This window comes from Serratia sp. EC4 (genome assembly GCF_059652115.1).
This window is the reverse complement of sequence record NZ_JBNIDE010000003.1, coordinates 290,121-307,682: the sequence shown is the minus strand read 5'-3', so window position 1 is coordinate 307,682 and position 17,562 is coordinate 290,121. Positions and strand designations below refer to the sequence as shown.

The 17,562-nt window shown below is 56.6% G+C and carries 24 protein-coding genes; all 24 read left to right on the top strand.

The window, feature by feature from the left end:
* Positions 1 to 122: 122 nt before the first annotated feature.
* The 24 genes from ACP39K_RS11640 to ACP39K_RS11525 all read left to right on the top strand — a co-directional run bounded on the left by ACP39K_RS11640 (position 123) and on the right by ACP39K_RS11525 (position 17,272).
* Positions 123 to 854, top strand: coding sequence for a terminase small subunit (locus ACP39K_RS11640; protein ID WP_497008510.1), 732 nt, complete (start codon positions 123 to 125; stop codon positions 852 to 854).
* 71 nt (positions 855 to 925) lie between these two features.
* Positions 926 to 2,101 carry a PBSX family phage terminase large subunit gene (locus tag ACP39K_RS11635; RefSeq protein WP_497008575.1) on the top strand — a complete coding sequence of 392 codons (1,176 nt, stop codon included), beginning with the start codon at positions 926 to 928 and terminating at the stop codon, positions 2,099 to 2,101.
* The gene (locus ACP39K_RS11630) at positions 2,098 to 3,561 is read left to right on the top strand and encodes a DUF1073 domain-containing protein (RefSeq protein ID WP_497008509.1); all 1,464 of its coding nucleotides are present in this window, start codon (positions 2,098 to 2,100) and stop codon (positions 3,559 to 3,561) included. Before ACP39K_RS11635 ends, ACP39K_RS11630 begins: the two co-directional genes overlap by 4 nt.
* Positions 3,518 to 4,171 carry a phage head morphogenesis protein gene (locus ACP39K_RS11625; RefSeq protein ID WP_497008508.1) on the top strand — a complete coding sequence of 218 codons (654 nt, stop codon included), beginning with the start codon at positions 3,518 to 3,520 and terminating at the stop codon, positions 4,169 to 4,171. Before ACP39K_RS11630 ends, ACP39K_RS11625 begins: the two co-directional genes overlap by 44 nt.
* A 71-nt stretch (positions 4,172 to 4,242) precedes the next feature.
* On the top strand, positions 4,243 to 4,671 hold the full coding sequence (locus ACP39K_RS11620; protein ID WP_414945924.1) for a hypothetical protein: 429 nt from the start codon (positions 4,243 to 4,245) through the stop codon (positions 4,669 to 4,671).
* A 62-nt stretch (positions 4,672 to 4,733) separates the two neighbouring features.
* On the top strand, positions 4,734 to 5,957 hold the full coding sequence (locus ACP39K_RS11615; RefSeq protein WP_060443300.1) for a DUF2213 domain-containing protein: 1,224 nt from the start codon (positions 4,734 to 4,736) through the stop codon (positions 5,955 to 5,957).
* An 11-nt stretch (positions 5,958 to 5,968) separates the two neighbouring features.
* Complete coding sequence (locus ACP39K_RS11610; RefSeq protein WP_060437628.1) at positions 5,969 to 6,460, top strand: structural cement protein Gp24; 492 nt, start codon at positions 5,969 to 5,971, stop codon at positions 6,458 to 6,460.
* Between the two features lie 14 nt (positions 6,461 to 6,474).
* Positions 6,475 to 7,419: a DUF2184 domain-containing protein gene (locus ACP39K_RS11605; protein ID WP_497008507.1), complete on the top strand. Its 945-nt coding sequence runs from the start codon at positions 6,475 to 6,477 to the stop codon at positions 7,417 to 7,419.
* Positions 7,420 to 7,453: 34 nt separating this feature from the next.
* The gene (locus ACP39K_RS11600) at positions 7,454 to 7,846 is read left to right on the top strand and encodes an STY1053 family phage-associated protein (RefSeq protein ID WP_497008506.1); all 393 of its coding nucleotides are present in this window, start codon (positions 7,454 to 7,456) and stop codon (positions 7,844 to 7,846) included.
* Positions 7,833 to 8,237, top strand: a complete 405-nt coding sequence (locus ACP39K_RS11595) for a DUF4054 domain-containing protein (protein WP_060424636.1) — start codon at positions 7,833 to 7,835, stop codon at positions 8,235 to 8,237. Before ACP39K_RS11600 ends, ACP39K_RS11595 begins: the two co-directional genes overlap by 14 nt.
* Positions 8,234 to 8,797 carry a hypothetical protein gene (locus ACP39K_RS11590; protein ID WP_497008505.1) on the top strand — a complete coding sequence of 188 codons (564 nt, stop codon included), beginning with the start codon at positions 8,234 to 8,236 and terminating at the stop codon, positions 8,795 to 8,797. The genes ACP39K_RS11595 and ACP39K_RS11590 overlap by 4 nt, the downstream gene beginning before the upstream one ends.
* On the top strand, positions 8,784 to 9,173 hold the full coding sequence (locus tag ACP39K_RS11585) for a hypothetical protein (protein WP_060437625.1): 390 nt from the start codon (positions 8,784 to 8,786) through the stop codon (positions 9,171 to 9,173). Before ACP39K_RS11590 ends, ACP39K_RS11585 begins: the two co-directional genes overlap by 14 nt.
* A complete protein-coding gene (locus ACP39K_RS11580; RefSeq protein WP_421131157.1) occupies positions 9,163 to 9,711 on the top strand; it encodes a phage neck terminator protein in 549 nt (182 codons plus the stop codon). The genes ACP39K_RS11585 and ACP39K_RS11580 overlap by 11 nt, the downstream gene beginning before the upstream one ends.
* Positions 9,712 to 9,713: 2 nt before the next feature.
* Complete coding sequence (locus ACP39K_RS11575) at positions 9,714 to 11,195, top strand: DUF3383 domain-containing protein (RefSeq protein ID WP_497008504.1); 1,482 nt, start codon at positions 9,714 to 9,716, stop codon at positions 11,193 to 11,195.
* A gap of 11 nt (positions 11,196 to 11,206) precedes the next feature.
* Positions 11,207 to 11,647, top strand: coding sequence for a phage structural protein (locus ACP39K_RS11570; RefSeq protein WP_015377520.1), 441 nt, complete (start codon positions 11,207 to 11,209; stop codon positions 11,645 to 11,647).
* 10 nt (positions 11,648 to 11,657) lie between these two features.
* Positions 11,658 to 12,086, top strand: coding sequence for a phage tail assembly chaperone (locus ACP39K_RS11565; protein ID WP_060424623.1), 429 nt, complete (start codon positions 11,658 to 11,660; stop codon positions 12,084 to 12,086).
* A gap of 56 nt (positions 12,087 to 12,142) precedes the next feature.
* Positions 12,143 to 12,268: a DUF6889 family protein gene (locus ACP39K_RS11560; protein ID WP_015377522.1), complete on the top strand. Its 126-nt coding sequence runs from the start codon at positions 12,143 to 12,145 to the stop codon at positions 12,266 to 12,268.
* Positions 12,265 to 14,271, top strand: a complete 2,007-nt coding sequence (locus ACP39K_RS11555; protein WP_443021930.1) for a transglycosylase SLT domain-containing protein — start codon at positions 12,265 to 12,267, stop codon at positions 14,269 to 14,271. Before ACP39K_RS11560 ends, ACP39K_RS11555 begins: the two co-directional genes overlap by 4 nt.
* Positions 14,271 to 14,876 (top strand): phage baseplate protein, encoded by a 606-nt coding sequence (locus ACP39K_RS11550; RefSeq protein WP_015377524.1) that lies wholly within the window; start codon positions 14,271 to 14,273, stop codon positions 14,874 to 14,876. Before ACP39K_RS11555 ends, ACP39K_RS11550 begins: the two co-directional genes overlap by 1 nt.
* Entirely contained in the window at positions 14,873 to 15,178 is a 306-nt protein-coding gene (locus ACP39K_RS11545) for a phage baseplate plug family protein (RefSeq protein WP_497008503.1), read from the top strand. Before ACP39K_RS11550 ends, ACP39K_RS11545 begins: the two co-directional genes overlap by 4 nt.
* Positions 15,179 to 15,181: 3 nt before the next feature.
* Complete coding sequence (locus tag ACP39K_RS11540; RefSeq protein WP_497008502.1) at positions 15,182 to 16,243, top strand: hypothetical protein; 1,062 nt, start codon at positions 15,182 to 15,184, stop codon at positions 16,241 to 16,243.
* 9 nt (positions 16,244 to 16,252) lie between these two features.
* The gene (locus ACP39K_RS11535) at positions 16,253 to 16,597 is read left to right on the top strand and encodes a hypothetical protein (protein WP_497008501.1); all 345 of its coding nucleotides are present in this window, start codon (positions 16,253 to 16,255) and stop codon (positions 16,595 to 16,597) included.
* 14 nt (positions 16,598 to 16,611) lie between these two features.
* Positions 16,612 to 16,986, top strand: a complete 375-nt coding sequence (locus ACP39K_RS11530) for a hypothetical protein (RefSeq protein WP_497008500.1) — start codon at positions 16,612 to 16,614, stop codon at positions 16,984 to 16,986.
* Positions 16,987 to 17,008: 22 nt separating this feature from the next.
* Positions 17,009 to 17,272: a hypothetical protein gene (locus ACP39K_RS11525; RefSeq protein WP_497008499.1), complete on the top strand. Its 264-nt coding sequence runs from the start codon at positions 17,009 to 17,011 to the stop codon at positions 17,270 to 17,272.
* Positions 17,273 to 17,562: the final 290 nt, after the last annotated feature.

The following is a 17,562-nucleotide window of genomic DNA, read 5'->3' as shown; positions in this document are numbered from 1 at the left end:
GATTTACTCATCACAGAGCATCTATCCAGGTGCTGCGTAATGCGCAAGCAAAGCCACAGGCGACACCCACCGATCACTCAGATCATGGTTGCCCGTGGCTTTTTTTATTCACGGAGAACGTTATGGCAAAACAGGATTGGGGAGCCATTCAAAAGCTGTTCCTCGCCGAATACGCCAAAACCAAAATCTCCCCGAAAGAATGGTGTCAGGCTAACGGCTACAACTACGCCACCGCACGCCGGCATATAAAAATCCCTGCGCAAGGGAAAGAGAAAAAAGCGCAGAAAAAAATGCGCAGTGCGCAAGATGCGCAAATTCCAGAAAATCCCGCGCCCGTTACGCCCGGCGTTTCAGCTGCTGGTGGCGATGACGAGGGGAAGGGCAAAGAAAGCCCAAGCCTTTTAAAACCGCAGCATGAACAATTTGCGCAGAATATTGCGCAGGGTATGCCACAGAAAGAGGCCGCGATTTGCGCAGGCTACGCGCCTACGAATGCCGAATCGCAAGCCTCAATCCTGATGAGCAGGCCGGACGTAAAAGCCCGCGTGCAGGAACTGCGCAATAACGCTGCGCTGTTGGTTTCCTTCAATGCTGGCCACCTGGCAGAGCTGTCGTATAAATCTGCGCAGTTGGCACTGCAGAATAAAAAATTTGGTCAGGTCGCGCCGAACGTGAAAAACGCTGCGCAGCTTACCGGCATCGACATGAGCACGAATAAAACCGAGGTGAATGTCGATCTGGCCGGTTTGAGCTACGGCAAAGTTTGCATCGTGACCCCGGCGAACTGCCCAGCGGACGTGTGGGCTGCTCACATGGAAAAGCTGCGCGAGGGAAAGCCGACGGCCCAGTCATAATTGACGGCGTTCTGTACGCATTCAGCAGTGACTGGGCGACAGATGTCCTGTACGACACCCCGATCGGTTCCGTGCGCTGGCGCTGGACCTACGGCGGCCGAGGCGGTGGTAAATCGGTAGAGATTGCGCGCGCGCTGGTTATCCTCGGCGCTATCGATCCGATGATCATTCTCTGCGCCCGCGAGTTCCAGAACTCAATCAGCGATTCTGTGCTGGCGCTGCTGGAGGCAGAAATCTATGCCCTGGGCCTCAACCATTTCTACAGCGTAAAAAATAACGAGATAACAGGGCGCAACGGCACCCGATTCACGTTCAAAGGGCTGCGCACCAACCTGCAATCCATCAAGTCGATGTTTGGTATCAAAATTTGTTGGGTGGAGGAAGCGCAGACCGTTTCCCAGGATAGCTGGGACGTTCTCGGCCCGACGGTGCGCGCCAATAATTCCGAGGTCTGGGTTTCGTACAACCCGCGGGAAGCCACCGACCCGACCTACACCCTGATGAAGCGCCACGAAGTCGATCCACCGGACGGCGGCGTCATCATTCGCCAGGTCAATTATCCCGATAACCCGTTTTTCCCGGACGTACTCCGGCAGGAAATGGAGTATTGCAAGCGCGTTGACTATGAAGCCTATGAGCACATCTGGTTAGGGCTGCCGAAGGCGCTCAGCGAGGCGGTTATTTTCTCCGGGAAATATCGCGTTGAGGCATTTCCTGACGATCTTTATCTGCAGGCTGACCGGCTTTTCTATGGCGCCGACTTCGGCTTCTCGCAAGACCCTTCCACGCTGATCCGCTGCTTCATCATCGGGCGAAAACTCTACATCGAATACGAGGCCTACGGCGTCGGCGTTGAGCTGGACGAAATGCCGCAGTTTTACGATTCGATCCCCGAGGCTCGCAAGTGGCCGATACATGGCGACTGTAGCCGCCCCGAAACGATCAGCTACATGGCGCGGCAAGGCTTCAACATCGACGGCGCCACGAAATGGGCCGGCAGCGTTGAGGACGGGATCACCTACCTCCGCGGCTTCGAAGAAATCGTCATCCATGAGCGCTGCAAGCACATGATCGACGAGGCCCGGCTTTATTCCTACAAAACAGACCGCCTCACGGGTGAGGTGTTACCGATCGTCCTCGACAAACACAACCACTGCTGGGATGCGGTGCGCTACTCGCTGGACGGTTATATCACCAGCTCCGACGGCCTCGGCACCTGGGCGCAATTGGGTAGACAAGACGCATGAGCCAAAAAAAAGACGGGGTGCGCGCGTGGTTCCGGGACAGTTACCAGAACTTCACGGCGCGCCTGGGGCTTCGCACGCCCAATATGAGCAGCGACGGCACCTATCAGCCGAACTGGACCAGCCGCAATCGCCTGCAGATCGAGAACGCCTATCGCAGCTCCTGGCTGGTGGGCGTGGCCGTGGATGCCGTTGCCGACGACATGACCCGCAAGGGCATCACGATCACTGGCGGCCTGAAGCCTGAAGAAAAATCAAAACTGGATAACGCCTGGGAGGAGTTGGCGCTCTGGGACAGGTTGAACGACACGATTAAGTGGGGCCGGCTCTATGGCGGCGCGATCGGCGTCATCATGATCGACGGGCAGGACATGAGTTCGCCGCTGCGTGTGGAAACTGTGGGGCCGGGCGCGTTCCGCGGCGTGATGGTCCTCGATCGTTGGATGGTTACCCCGACCACGCAAGACCGCGTCACCGAAATGGGGCCGGATTTCGGCACACCAAAATTTTATCAGGTGGTGACGACGGCCACTGGGATCCCCCCGTGGAAAATCCACTACAGCCGGATCATTCGTTTCGACGGCGTCACGCTGCCTTACCAGCAGATGCTGACCGAGAACGATTGGGGGCAATCGGTGGTTGAGAGAATCTTCGATCGTCTGATGGCATTCGATAGCGCCACCACCGGCGCCGCGCAGCTGGTCTACAAAGCGCACCTGCGAACCTACTCGATAAAAGGCCTGCGTTCTGTGCTGGGTATGGGGCAGAACACCGCTGCCTACAAAGGGCTGATGGCCCACATGGACATGATCCGTCAGTACCAAAGTATCGAAGGGATGACGGTCATGGATGCGGAGGACGAATTCGCGACCCACAGCTACACGTTCGCCGGCCTGTCCGACGTTCTGGCGCAGTTCGGCCAGCAGGTCGCTGGCGCGGTAGGAATTCCACTGGTGCGCCTGTTCGGCCAGTCACCGGCCGGATTCTCGACCGGTGAAACTGACCTCTCCAACTACTACGACAACGTCAGCACACAGCAGGAGCGCCGGCTGCGCCGCCCGCTGCATAAAGTCATGCAGGTGCTGCACATGTCGCTGTTCAGCAGGCCGCTTCCCGACGATTTTTCCTTCGAATTTAATCCGCTGTGGCAGATGAGTGAACCCGATCGCGCAAGCGTGGCCGTGAACACGGTTGATGCGGTGGTGAAAGCCGTCGACGCCGGGCTGATGACGCCAAAAGCCGGCGCGCAGCAGTTGAAGGAATCGTCACGGATCACCGGCGTTGGTTCAACCATCACCGACGAGGACATCGAAAATGCGCAGGACATCGACCCGCCGGCGTTCGAGGGCAACGATCTCGACCCAGACGCCGAAGGGGCTACAGCGCCAGTACGCAACGCAGCTACGAAAGATAGCGCAGGTGGTCGGGGACATCGTCTCGACGTCTTACGATGGTTCCGATAATTCCGTCATCCTCATCAACACCCGCCTGACCCGTTACTCCGAACTGATCGCCCCCTGGGCGGAATCTGTTGCCCTGAAAATGTTTGATGCCGTCGCGCGCCGAGAGGCGACGCAGTGGCGCCAGATCTCGCAGGAAATTTCTGCTGGGTTGCGTGTTCAGATGGAGAGCACCTCAGCAGGCCAGGTGGCGCGAAATATCGTTGAGGAAAACATCAAACTGATGAAATCGCTGCCGCTGCATGCGGCTGATCGGGTGAGCAGGATCCACGCCCGAGCCATTGAGGCGATGATCAGTGGCGAGCGCAGCAAAGATTTTGCCGCTGAAATTTTCCGAAGCGGCGATGTTGCCTGGTCACGCGCGAAGCTGATCGCCAGGACGGAAATAGGCCGCGCCACGCAGGCGCTGACGCAAGCCCGGGCGACCGCTATTGGCTCCGAGAGTTACATCTGGCGAACGGCACACGACGGCGACGTCAGGCACTCTCACGCCAAAATGGAAGGCAAATTCGTCCGCTGGGGTGACCCGTCGACGCTTGACGGCATGACCGGCCACGCCGGCGCGCTGCCTAATTGCCGCTGTTACTGTGAGGTAGTTTTACCCACGCAATGAATTGGTCTTAAACAGCAATATTAATTAGATTATGTTAGATTTCTCATCATTTTCTCTAGAGGGTTAAAAAAATGAGAAATATTCAGAGCAAAAATGGGTTTGAGTTTTATCACACTAGAGACAATATCGTTGGGTGGACACATTATTGGCGGTACCGACCTATTGGAAAGGATGAATGGATTATATTCAATCTTCCGCCTCCAGCTTTGCGTAGAGCAAAAAAACAAGACTTATTGGATTTTTTAGATAATCCAACTGAAGCACTAAAGAAATATGATGAGGAAATTGCCTACCGCTCTGATGTAGATGGTGCTCGTCGTGAAATGGAAAGATGTAAAGCTACCTTAGAGCGTGTTACTCATCCTGATTGGGGCGGAAGAGGTAATAATCCAGATAAAGATGACAGAAGAATACGTGACGCTAGATCTGCGTATAGTTCAGCGGAAGACAGGTTAAAGTATGCCATTGAGTTAAAAGAGAGATTGAGTAAAAGCGTTTGAACCATCCATAAAAAAGGTCGCTAAGGCGGCCTTTTTTATGCCTACAATTCAGCAGGTTACTCATGAAATATTTCTTTAATACCCGGCTCGGTAACACCCGTTACGAGTTAGCCGACGGCTCCCTATTGTGCGAAGCCGTACCGATCGCGCGGGTTGGCTGGCAGGTCTACAACGCCGCAGAACTCGACGAGATCGAGCCTGACAGCGATGGCGAAATTTCCGTTTATCGCTCCCCCGAAGAAGTTTTCCGCCCAGAGACGATCGCCTCATTCGAGGGGATGACGTTCACCGTTTTACACCCTGAGCAAATGGTCAACCCGTCGAACTGGCGGGAAAACGCCCACGGCCACGCGACCAATATCCGCCGCGGCGCCGGCGAACAGTCGGATTTGTTGCTGGCGGATCTCGTTGTGAAAAGCAGCGAGGCCATCCAGGCGATTTATCAGGGTGTGGATCAAATCTCCTGCGGGTACGACGCCGAATATCGGCAGACGGCCCCGGGAAAAGCCGAGCAATACGACATTGTCGGCAATCATGTCGCGCTGGTTCCTGCCGGCCGCGCGGGAATCCGTTGTTCAATTGGAGATAGCAGAACAATGGCAACTAAAAAAACGTGGTTTGATTCGCTGCGCCGCGCGCTGAAAACCAAAGACAACGCGGCGATCGAAGAGGCCATGAGTAATGCGCCGGCCGAACTCACCACCGATGATGGCGAGGGCGGGGGCGATTTGCCGAAGGCCATCAACATCAACATCAGCCCGCAATACCCACTCCCGGATAAGGATCCGGAGATGGGCGGCGGCCCGGGTATTACTAAAGATGGCGAGGAGGACGTGCCAGCCTGGGCGCAAGCCATTCTCGCGCGCCTGGATAAATTGGAAGGCGGCGGCACGAACGATGGCGAACCCGGCGACGATGACGACGAAGAGGAAAAGAAAAAGGCGACCACCGACGCCGGCTATCAGCAGGCGGTGATCGCCAGGGCTGAATTGCTGGTTCCGGGGATCAAACTGCCTGAGGGTGGAAAGCTGGCGACCTTTAAACGCGAAGTGCTCGATGCTGCATTCCGCACGCAAAAAGGCGCACAGATCCTTGTCCCGTTGGTCGGCGACAAGCCAGATTTTAAATCCATGCCGAAAGCGTCGCTGGATGCCGCATTTACCGCGGCCAGTGAAATCGCCAAGCGCGCCAACCAGCCCGCAGCCCAACTGCGCACCTTCGACCATCAAAACCGCAACTCACCGGCAGCGCTGAACAAAGCCTTCGCCGAATACTGGAAAAAATAAGGTAAAAGCCGATGACTGCTTACACGTACCGGATGCCTGCGGGCATCGCCGGGGCTGTTTCACGCCCTCATCACCTCACTGCAGAGCCTGTCGCGCTGAATAACGCCAAAGCGTTCGGCGCTTACGGCCTGGCGGGTAAAGACGTAGGCGGCTATTTCGTGCCGCTGGAAGCCGGCGACGCCGTCGGCGTGATCTTGGGCTTCTACATTCGCCCGTACCCAACCACCTCGACGCCTGATCTGGTCCGCCAGGTGGGCACCGATAAAAACCTCACCGGCGACCGCCTGCGCCGCGGCTACATGACCGTGAATGTCGGCGTTGACGCGTCCGGCATCACACCGCGCGCGCCAGTGAATATCCGCATCGCCAACCCGAGCGCGACAAGCCCGCTTGGCGCGCCAGTGGCCGCAGCCGTGGCTGATGAAACCGTCGTCCTGCCGACCGCATTTTTCACCGGCCCCGGTGATGCCGCTGGCAACGTCGAAATCGAATACAACATTTAAGGAAATCGCTGATTATGTCACTTCATACCTTTGACCAGGCGACCGTAGACAGCACTGGCGCATTTCTGATCGGCGAGCTGGAACGGCTCGACCAAGAACTGAATATGCCGCTGGTGGGCTATACGTGGAGCCGTGATATTGAGCTGCGCGAGGACGTGTCGATCGCTGACGACATTTCCAGCTTTACCAACACCGAACTTGCGGCATCCGGCACGCCAAACCCGAACGGCAAAAACTGGATCGGCAAGAACTCTACCGAGATTGCGACCGTTAACCTCGACATCAACAAAACCGGTTTCCCGCTGACCCTGTGGGGCATGGAGCTTGGTTGGACTGTTGTCGAACTGGCTGCCGCGCAGCAGGTCGGCCGCCCGGTTGATGCCCAGAAATTCGAAGGCATGCAGCTGAAGTGGAACATGGACACCGACGAGCAGGTTTATCGTGGCGATACGCTTATCGGCGTGAAAGGCCTGGTGAACTACAACGGCGTGCTGACCACCAACGCCCCGAAAGTATGGACGGCCTCAACTGCTGACGAAATTCGTCAATCGATCAACTCCGTACTGTCGGCCGCCTGGGCCAACTCCGGCTATACGATCGTTCCGCGTGATCTGTTGCTGCCGCCTGAGCAATTCGCGCTGCTGTCGAGCATCATCGTTTCGTCCGCCGGCAACCAGTCGCTGCTGACCTACCTGCAGACCAACACCATCGCCTACCACCAGAACGGCGTCCCGCTGAATATTCGTGCGGTGAAATGGCTTAAAGGCGCCGGTGCGGGCGGCAAGGATCGCATGGTGGCCTACACCAACAGCAAAAAGTTTGTGCGTTTCCCAATGGTTCCGCTGCAGAACGTCCCGATCCAGTATCGCGGGATGTACCAACTGACCACCTACTACGGCCGTCTGGGCGCGGTGGAGTCTCCATATCGCGAAACCCTGGCATACGTCGACGGTATCTAAATACAGCCCCGCAAGGGGCTTATAGGAAAAGCACATGAAGCAATCACTGGTAAAAATCCGCGTGCATACGCCGTTCACTTTCACGCACCCGAATTATGAGGTGGAAAAATTCTCCGCTGGCCTGCATTTGGTGGCGCCAGAGGTAGCCGAGAACTGGTTCACCCTGGAGCATGCGGAAGTTATCGACGGCGGCAACACTGACAATGCCGGCGCGCCAGCGGAGGCGCTGGCGCAGATCGCCGACCTGCAGAAGCAGCTGGCGGAGGAAAAAAGTAAAGTAGCCGACCTGACGACGGAACGTGACGAACGCGATCAGATCATCGCCGAGCACGTCGCCACTATCGGCAAATGCGATGACACGATCGCCGACCTGCAGAAGCAGCTGGCGGCGGCGCTGACTGAGGGCGCGAAAGGTGGCAAAAAATAACCATCTGCCGACCGTCGATAAATTCCGCGAAGATTTCCCGCAGTTCGGCAACGCCGTCACCTTTCCCAACGCTCAAATTCAATTCCGCTTAAATCTAGCTGACCAACTGCTCGATGAAAACAATTTCGGCGAGGTATTCCCGTACCTGGCCGAGCTTTTTGTCGCGCATTACATGGCGCTACAGGCGGCGGATAACCGGGCGGCGGCGATCGGTGGTGGTGGCGGGGCGAATAGCGGCGTTGTGTCGTCGAAATCGGTCGACAAAGTCAGCGTGAGCTATGACAGCAGCGCCACGATGAACCCGGACGCGGGCTTCTGGAACAACACCCGCTATGGCGCCGAATTCTGGCAGCTGATCCAGATGTTCGGCATGGGAGGGCGGCAGCTATGAAAAGTGGGTTGAAGGTGCGGGCCGACCGGTCGCAGGCCGTTTTTTCTGCGCTGAATGAAATCGCGCGCCGCGACGTGCTGGTCGGCATTCCTGAGGCGGCATCCGACCGGCAACCGGAAGACGGTGAAAAGCCCGGGATAGGCAACGCACAGATCGGCTACATCAACGAGTACGGATCGCCAGCGAAGAACATCCCGCCGCGCCCGCACCTTCAACCCGGAGTGAAATCGGTGCATGCCGAGACAACCGCCAAAATGAAGGCCGCGGCGCAAGCGGTGTTTGATGGTCGCACCGGCGCTGCTACTGCGGCGCTGGAGTCGGCCGGCACGATCGCGAGCCAGGCGGTTAAAAGCTACATGACCAGCGCCGATTTTACGCCGCTGTCGCCAGCAACGCTAAAAGCCCGGGCGCGCCGCGGGCGCAAAAGTGCGGCTAAAGAATTGCAGAGCCGGGCCGCCGGCAACGCGCCGGACAATGCCAACGCTCGCCCCCTGATCGATGAAGGGCAATACCGGCGCGCGATGACCTACATCGTGAGGGATAAAAATGCCAACTCTTGACGTTACAGACGTGCTTTTCGATCCCGATTTTTGCGACACCTCCCTGATTGTCACCCGCAACCAGCAGACCGTCGACGATGACGGTTTCGCCATCAACGCCCCGGTAAAAATGCCGTTTGCCGGAGTGGTTACCGTCGATCGGTCGCTCGAAGCGCGGCGCATGATCGCGGGGCAGGTGGTCACCGGTGCAATCCTGATTGTGACCACTGAGCGGCTCACCGCCGGGCAGACGGCGCGTGATGCGGACATCGTGACCTATCAGAACCGTGATTACCGTGTGACCTTTGTCGACCCTTACACAGCCTACGGCGCGGGATTCGTTCAGGCGCATTGTGAGCTGCTGCCGTTCGATGGAGGGATCCCCGTTGAGCAATAACACCAGCACGCAGGCCGGTTACCTGACGCCAATTTCGCCCGGCCCTGATTACGATGAGGCGCTCGAACGTGCGCTAAATCGTTGGGTGCTCGGTATAACCGGGCTGCCGCCAGGCAACGTGCGACCACGCTGGACACCCACGCAGCCACCATTGATGCCGCCTGATGTGGATTGGTCGGCCGTGGGGATCTCCGGCTTTATCGGTGATGATAATCCAGCGTTTACGCTGCAGAGCGACGACAGTGCGGAACTGTGGCGCCACGAGGTGACCGAATGCCTGGCATCGTTCTACGGGCCGCACAGCCAGCGTATCGCGACAACTTTCCGTGATGGCTTGACGCTGTCACAAAACAACGATCAGTTGATCGCCGTCGGCCTGTCGCTGGGATCTATTGGCGACATCATTCCTTTCCCTGAACTCATCAATAACCAGTGGGTGCGCCGGTATGACATCACCGTGCGCCTGCGTCGCAAAGTTGTTCGCGAATACGGCATCAAGCCGATCGCAGAGGCAACGGTAAAATTCTTCGGAGAATAATTATGGCTCAGCAGGGGTTACCTGTTCGTAACGTCGTCGGCGTTGCGATTAATATGGCCTTGCGCGCGGCGCAGGCTCGAAACTTTGGTTCGTTGCTGATTATCGGGGCATCGCCGGTGATTGACGCCAGCGAGCGGATGCGCGCTTATTCCGGCATTACCGGCGTGCAATCTGACTTCGGCATCCAGGCGCCTGAGGCGTTAGCCGCTCAGGTTTACTACTGGCAGCGTCCGCAGCCGATCGATCTGTACGTTGGCCGTTGGGTGAAAGTGGACACTGCCGCCGCGTTGCGCGGGGCAATCCTGAATACTGCGCAGCAGGCGATGACCAATTTCACAACCGTGACCGATGGCGCGATGAAAATCAGCGTCGATGGAACGGTCAAAACGGTATCCGGCGTTGACCTGTCGGCAGAGACCAACCTGAACGGCGTCGCCGCGCGTGTGGCTGAAAAGCTGACTGCGGCGAGTGTCGTCTGGGATGCGAACAATGCGCGGTTTGTCGTGAGCTCAAAAACCACCGGCGAGGCGTCCGCAGTCGGCTTTGCTACGCCAAACGCCACGGGAACCGATATTTCCGCGCTGATGGGCATTCTTGAAGACACCGGCGCGAAAATTATCGCGCGCCAGCCGGCGGAAACCATCACTGAATGCGTCGCGAAATTTATCGACCTGTCGTCGAAATGGTATGGCCTGTATATCGCCGAGACGATTTCTGATGATGACGTGCTTGCAGTTGCCGGCCTGATCCAATCCGATGATGTTTCCCGCATTTACGCCCACACCACGCAAAATACCGCCGTGCTCGATGCAGACAACAACACCGACATTGCCAGCCGGCTGAAAGCCGCGGCGTTCGGTACAACCTGTGTCCAGTATTCCAGCCAGAGCCCTTACGCCGCGGTGTCGATTCTGGGCCGTGCCTTTACGGTCAATTTCGCCGGCTGGCGCACCACGATCACCATCAAATTTAAGCAAGAGCCGGGGATCGTCGCTGAAACGCTGACACAAACCCAGGCGCTGACCCTGCAGCAGAAAAACTGCAACGTGTTCGTCAATTACGACAACGACACGGCAATCCTGCAAGAAGGCGTGATGTGTAACGCTGATTTCTTTGACGAGCGCCACGGCCTGGACTGGCTACAGAACTACGTTCAGACCAACTACTACAACCGCCTCTATACCAGCTCGACAAAGGTTCCTCAGACCGATGAGGGCATTACCGATCTGCTGACCAACGTCGAAGCATCACTGGCGCAGGGCGCTGAAAACGGCCTGATTGCGCCTGGCGTGTGGGGTGGCGACAATTTCGGCGCGCTGAATACCGGCGACACGCTGACTAAGGGGTATTACGTCTATTCCCCCCCGATTGCACAGCAGGCGCAAGCGGAGCGCGAAGCCCGCAAAGCCCCGGTGATGCAGGTGGCGATCAAACTGGCCGGCGCCGTGCACTTCGGCGACGTCATCATCAACGTTAACCGCTAAGGAGCTGGTGAATGTCAACTTATAGCTTTTTGGATGTGTCCGCCAATATCACCGGCGTGGGCGGTTCGATTGACCTCGGCAACGGTGCAGCGACTTCCGACGAGGGGATTGTCGTTGCAATGGGTGGCGATAAAAACACGATGGTGACCGGCGCCGATGGCGAGGGGATGCACAGCCTGCACGCCGATAAATCGGGCACGATCACCGTCAACCTACTCAAAACCAGCCCGACGAACGCCAAGCTGTCGGTGATGTATAACGCGCAGTCGCTGTCATCTGCGACCTGGGGCAACAACGTCATCGTGATCCGCAACAAATCCAGTAACGACGTGACCACGGCGCGCGGCGTCGCGTTCAAGAAATTGCCGGATTGGCAGAACGCCAAAGACGGTAACACCGTCGCTTGGGTGTTCGACTGCATCAAGATCGACCAACTGCTCGGCACGTTTTAAGGGGTAATGCATGGAATTTGAAATTAAGGGCCAAAAATACCGCGCGGCCAAACTGAATGTTTTCGAGCAGTTGAAAGTTTCCCGGAAGCTGCTGCCGCTGCTGTCCGGCCTGCTGGGGGAAATTAAGGTGTTGCGCCAGCTGAAAACCGGGCAGATTTCGATTGAGGATGCGCTCAAAGTGGCGCTACCGGTGATCGCACAAACGCTGGCGGACGTGAGCGACGATGACAGCAACGCGATTATTCATCCCTGCCTGGCGGTGGTGTCACGCCAGAATGGCACCGTCTACACGTCGATCTTTACCAGCGGTCAACTGATGTTCGATGACATCGACATGATGGACATGCTGCAAATCGTCGCGCGCGTGGTCGGGGACTCGTTGGGAAATTTTTTGCCCGCACTCCCCGACAGCGAGACGAAAGACCAGCCGCCGGCCTGACGCTGGACGTCCTGCCGGGCGGAGAGGATTACCTGTTACGCCCGGTGGATGCCGGCATGTGCAGCTTTGAGGCGCTCAAGGATGGACGCCTCGATTTGTTCGACGTCGCGCTGATGAATGATTACCTGGACATGAAAGCGGATAACGAAGCACGGATCGCCAGGTGGAGAGAGGATCAATGAACGCTGAAACCATCAAGGATTTTTTGATTTCTCTGGGCTTCGAGATCGACTCCACCGGCGAGCGAAAATTCTCGGCTGTTGTCGCCGGCGTCACGGCGAACGTGCTCAAAATGGGGGCAGCAGTAGAAGGGGCTGCGCTGACGATCGTCGGCTTCACCACGCAGATCGCCAATGGCCTGGATAAAGTCTATTTTGCATCGCAGCGCACCGGCGCCTCAGTGGCGGGCATCCGCGCGTTGGGATATGCCGCCTCGCAGATGGGCGCAGACGCGGCCGCTGCGCAGGGCTCGCTGGAGAGCCTCGCGAGATTCATCCGTAACAACCCGGGCGCCGAAGGTTTCCTGAACCGCCTGGGCGTGCAGACGCGCGGTGCGAACGGTCAGATGCGCGATGCCGCCGCCATTTTTACCGGTGTTGGCGATAAGCTGCGCAGTATGCCGTATTACCGAGCGAATCAGTATGCGCAGATGCTGGGGATCGACGAAAACACGCTCCTCGCCATGCGCCGCGGCATTAACGGTTTTACTGCCGATTACCAGAGCATGCTGAAAGCCACCGGCCTGAACGCCGACCGCGCGGCGCAGCAGTCCAATAAATTCATGACCTCCATGCGCAGCCTGACCGCGTTGCTTGGCATGGCAAAAGACAAAATAGGCTCAGATCTGGCCGGCGGCCTGAGTGGTTCACTGGATACTCTGCGCCGGCGCATTATGGACAATTTCCCGAAGATAGAGGGATTCATCACCAAAACTGTTCGGGGTGTTCTCTGGTTAGCCGAGGTTTTCGGGCGGATGCTTTACCGTGGCTATCAGGCTATCGATCAGGTGATCACTTGGTGGAAAAACCTCGATACCGAATCGCGCAAACTGATCGGGATTTTCGGCGCGCTGCTGGTTGCCTGGCGGCTGTTGAATAGCGCTTTCCTGATGTCGCCGATTGGGATGATCACTGCGCTTATCGTGGGTATCGGCCTGCTGTGGGACGATTACCGCACCTGGAAAGAAGGCGGAAAAAGCCTCATCGATTGGGCGAAGTGGGAACCGGCTATCACCCAGGCCAAGAACGCGATGATCTGGCTGCGTGACAAGCTGCTCGAACTGAAAGACGCCGTCGGCGGCTGGAAAACTGCGCTGGAAATATTGGCCGGTTTCGTGGCTGTTACCTGGGCGGCGAAAATGGTCAGTGCGATCGGCTCCGTGACTAAAAGCGTCGGTGGCCTGTCAAAAGCGATGGGCGGCTTGGGCAAAGTCGGCGTGATCGGCGGCTTGCTTGCGGTCGAAGAGGCTGTCGTTAAACCACTCGAGGGGAAATACTCCTGGCTGACCAACAATCCCGTCGCCAATTTCCTGAACCAGCTCCCGGGCAGTGACACGGTCGACGAATGGGGGCGCAAACTGCTGCCGTGGCGCCGTGGTGAATCTACGCAATACGGCCAGTCGGTACGCCGGCCGCAGGCGACAAAAGCAGGGGCGGCGCTGTTGGGCTGGCTGCAGCCCAAACTGACGCAGCTCGAGGCAATGTACAACCTGCCGGCGGGCCTGCTGCGCAGCGTTGCGCTAACCGAATCTGGCGGCAATCAGTTTGCTGTTTCCGGTGCCGGCGCGAAAGGCTTGTTCCAGTTCATGCCGGGCACCGCCCGGGACATGGGGCTGCGCGGTGATGACGTCTTCGACCCGTCCAAGTCGGCGGCGGCCGCGGCGCGTTATCTGGGAATGCTGCTCCGCATGAACGGCGGCGATCTGGAAAAAACGCTGGCGTCCTATAACTGGGGGATCGGCAACGTTCAGAAGCACGGCATGGGGCTGATGCCGGCGGAGACGCGCAACTACATACCGAGAGTGCTCAGCAACATGCCAGGCGCCGGCGGGAATAGCCTGAATCAGCAGACGGTGATCAATATCCACGGCGTTAATGATCCTGCGCGCGCTGGGATGGAAGTCGCCGATCGTCAAACTGGCGTGAACTCCCGCCTGACCCAGCAACTCTATGCGAGGCCGCAATAATGGATATTCTCTCCGTCCTGTTTTCGCAACAGACCCGGAAGATCGGCGGCATCATCCCGAGCGTGGCTATTTCGGAAAAACACAGCGACACGCTGGAGATCACCGAGCACCCGATCGAGGATGGCGCGCCTGTCAGCGACCACGCCTACAAACGTCCGCCAGAGGTGACGATGGAGCTGGGATTCGCCGGCGGTGGCTCGCTGCTGGATGGCGTCGACACAACCCAGTTTATCGACATCAACAGCGGGCGGACGCTCAGCAGCGGCCCGCGGGAAGTTTATAAGCAGTTGCTCGCGCTGCAGGAAAGCCGCTTGCCGTTCGACGTAACCACCGGCAAGCGACAGTACCAGAACATGCTGATCCGCTCGCTGGATGTCACGACCGATCGCACCAGCGAAAACGTGCTGATGTGTGTCCTGACGCTGCGCAACGTCATCATTTCCCGCACGCAGAGCGTTTCGGTTGCGGACAAAGCCAACATGGCCGACGGCGTCAGCACGTCGGCGGTGCAGAACTCCGGCACGAAATCGGCCAAGCCGGTCAACGAAAGTTTGCTCTCCCAGGCGCAGCGCGGCGCGCTGGGAGTGCTGGGAGGTTTCGGGTGAACATTCAGGAAATTCCGCTGACGCCGGACAATCAGCAATTCGGGATCGCGCTGGGCGGCCAGCAGATGAATATGCGGCTGACCTGGCGCGATGAGGCCGGCTGGTTGCTCGACCTCATGGACAGCGCAGGCGGCGCGCTGGTGAATAGTGTGCCGCTGGTGCCTGGCGCCAACCTGCTAGCGCAGCATGCGCACCTGGGGTTTACCGGTGCGCTGATCGTCATGGTCGACAACAACGAACCAGAGCTACCGACGAAAACCAACCTCGGGATCGGCAGCAATCTTTATTTTGTGCAGGAGTAGGGCATGAGTCAGAACTGGATGCGGCATTTTGAGCTGCAGCTGCTGGACCAGCAGGGCAGCGGCATCAGCCTGTCAGATTTTAAAGTCACTTTCCGCATTGAGTGGGCCGATACGCGGTGGCCGCGCGTCGCCAACGTCAAAATTTACAACCTTTCGCCGGATACCCAAAACCGGATTCTGGGCAGCGAGTTTTCTAAAGTCCGCATGATTGCCGGCTATGATGGGATAGCCCCAGATGCAGAAGCCACTCAGGTCGGCGTAGCGCGGCCGGTGGACCCGGCAAAATCAGGCCAGCGGGACGGCCAGAACTTTGGCCTAATTTTTGAGGGAGATCTGCGCTTCACGATCACCGGCAAAGACAACCCGATAGATTCCTGGGTGCTGATTCAGGCCGTGGGCGATCATGAGGCGTTTCTCTATGCGACGGTGAACACGACGCTCGCCGCCGGCTATACCGTGGCTGACGTGTACAATGCCGCCCTGAAAGGCTTCAACGCCTACGGCATCACCCAGGGGATCACCGGAACTTTTCCCGATACGGTTTTTCCTCGAGGTCTGGCGCTGTTCCAATCCGCGCGCGATGTCATGGACTCCGTTGCCGGCATGTGTAAGGCCACCTGGCAGCTAATCGACGGCAAGCTGCAGATGGTCAACGAGAACAAATACATTCACGAGGCTATCGTGCTGAACAGCGAAACAGGGCTGATCGGCATGCCTCAGCAGACGATGGGCGCCGGCGTTAATGTGCGCTGCCTCATCAACCCGAATATTCGCATTAATGGCCTGATCCAACTCGACCAGGCATCAGTTTATCGAACAGCACTATCCGACAGTGAGATCGCCCAATCTGGCGGCCGCATCAGCGAAACCGACCAGAATGGAAATCGAGTTGTCGCCGGTTCCCTGCAGCAGCCCGCCAGCATTGCGACGGACGGCGTGTATATCGTGAAAGCGATCGACTATACTGGCGACACACGGGGCCAGGCGTGGTACATGGATCTGATGTGCTTCGCGCGCGGCTCGGCAGATTTGCAATCGAGCTCTACTTTGCTAAAAGGACAGTAGAAAAAACCGATGAAAAAGTACCTGATGCTGTTAGTCTTCGGTTCCTTGTATGCGTCATCCGGTTTTGCTGATGTACGCTGTGGTGATTACACTCTAACGGCCAGCAATGATGGATTCATGCACATTAACGGTGTCAGACCGGAAACGCAGAAATTCACCTTCCTTGGGCAAAAAGAAGACTATGACAACGTCAAGTACGAATGGCGTGTTGCAACGAACCAGCCGGGAAAATGGTTAGGCATGGAGTACGTGAAGCGGGGCGGCACGAAGCGTTTTCTTAACGTTCAGCTGCTTCAGGCTAGTATGGATGCGCCGCGTCAGTATGCGACGTATGACTGCAAAAAAATAAACTAGCAAGGACGATTTTAATGAAGTTTTATAAATTTGCCGTATGTGCACTTCTTTTAATTTCTTCTGGAGCAATGGCGAAAAGGTCATCTGTATTTACTTGTGGTGCTGACACTTTTACTGCCTATGTCAACGGACCTTTAACAAAGGTTGCAGTCATTCTTGATGATGAGTTGACAGAAAATGCGCAGTTTGACGAGTATTCTTACGGTGACTTAGGCGATTCATATGTGATTTCTTTTGATGTTTGGGGCGAGAATGGTGGAATGCATAATCATTACACAACCATTTTTCCAAAGGACAACAATGAAATTCGGCAAGTGGTGCAGCCTCTGGATGCTGACAATAGACCCAGAGGTGATGCTAAAACGAGAAAATGTGTACGAGAATCGTAATTGATATAATTTATGAGGGATTATGAATACTAGCGGTGGCGAAATTCATTGGGTAGAAAACGCTTTAACTATAGTCTTTGTTCTGAGTGTCGAGCATTGGATTATAGCCTCTTTGTTTTGGGGCGGTTTGTTTGCTGTTATATTTACTGTGGTTAATAGCGAAGCGAAAACGGATGGTGGTGCCATAATCTCTGGCGTGCTGGCATGTGCAGGTGGTGTGCTTTTTGGATTTGGGGTTCTTGCAAGTTTTATCGCTTTAATAAAGTTCCTTTGGATGAATGTATAAAATATCTTAAATGTTAATGTTTTTTGCATTTTTTCATAAGATTAGAACATGGATAACCATCCCTACTTGAGCATTTTCTGCGGATGTGCGTTGTGGTGATTATCAGCGCACTATAGTACTTGAGGCGAGATGGCACGAAGCGCTTTCTGAACGCTCAACTACTCCAGACCAGCATGGACGTGTTCTCCAATAAGTGAAATATGATTATATTCAAAAGAAGTAATAAGCAGATTTTTTTGAGGTATAGCCGAGTGTAAGTAAGACCTCACGGAGTGAGGCCTTCTGAGACT